Annotated in this window: 3 protein-coding genes; all 3 read left to right on the plus strand. The window is 36.0% G+C overall.

The genetic code is table 11. The features are described 5' to 3' along the window. Positions 1–408 (plus strand): hypothetical protein (locus AB0M39_RS42205; RefSeq protein WP_365374557.1); only part of this gene is annotated, 408 nt, incomplete at its 5' end. A gap of 77 nt (positions 409–485) precedes the next feature. Continuing rightward, entirely contained in the window at positions 486–629 is a 144-nt protein-coding gene (locus AB0M39_RS42210) for a hypothetical protein (RefSeq protein WP_010905362.1), read from the plus strand. 50 nt (positions 630–679) lie between these two features. Beyond that, the gene (locus tag AB0M39_RS42215) at positions 680–802 is read left to right on the plus strand and encodes a DUF1660 family phage protein (protein ID WP_260313839.1); all 123 of its coding nucleotides are present in this window, start codon (positions 680–682) and stop codon (positions 800–802) included. Positions 803–1,054 lie beyond the last annotated feature (252 nt).

Genomic DNA, 1,054 nt, shown 5'->3' on the forward strand with positions numbered 1-1,054 from the left:
ACTGGAGCAGGAACAGGAACTCTAATTATCCAAAAATGGCAAAATGATCGAATGAATGCAGACTTTTTTAACTATTTGCCGAGTAACTATTGGTACCAGGCATTAGAATTATCGGATGAAGCTATTTCATTCTTGATTCATGCCTTTGCAATCCGAGGGATGAATGGTGTAATCATTCATGGTGATGCATTGGAAATGGCCGTGAAGCAAGTTTATTTCATTCAAAACAGTGCTAATAATCCGATTGGTTTCTCAGAGATAAATGTTATCCCTCACAGCAAAGATGCAATGGAATTTTTAGGGATTCATGAATGGACGGAACAGGCAATTGAACATATTGAAAGTAAATTTCCTGACTGGATTCCACTCATAGAAGAAAAGAAAGGACAGATGAGTTTATTTGAATGAATTATTTCATGAATACTAAGGAGATTTGAATGACCGACAAACTAATATCTGGTCAATGACTGGTGGGGAGGGATTGAATGAATAATGAATTGCAAGAATTATTAATACAAATCATAAAAGCAGCAATGATTGCTATTCCAATTTGGGGACTTATTATCATGGCTTTTATCATATTCATTTTCAAAAATGATATTAAAAAATGGTGGAGGAATAGAAAATGAAACTTTTGTGTAAGCTGTTCGGGCATAAGTGGGAACCATTGCCATTTACAATGAGCGAAGACCGTTGCGTAAGATGCGGAGAAATACTCAAGCATAATGCTGGGTGCTTCATTTATGATTTCAACCGCTCAGACCTTGACGAGTCTGAGAACGTGAGAGGGGAGAAGAAATAAATGGATGAATTTGAATTAATTGAGTGTTTGGAATGCAAAAACGAATTTCTCATAAATTTGGATGAAGCGCCTTTAGGTTTCTATTGCCCATATTGTTCTACAGCTCACGAATGGGAGGAATGATGACAGAATACGCAAATCCGATAGTAAATGCTGCTGTCAAACTTGGTATGAATAAGAAAGAAGCTCTTTTAATGGCTGATAATACTGCAGAAATTGATTTTGAAGCCATTAGAAAACTTAATAAATCAG

Source organism: Streptomyces sp. NPDC051907 (assembly GCF_040681075.1).
Lineage (GTDB): Bacteria > Actinomycetota > Actinomycetes > Streptomycetales > Streptomycetaceae > Streptomyces.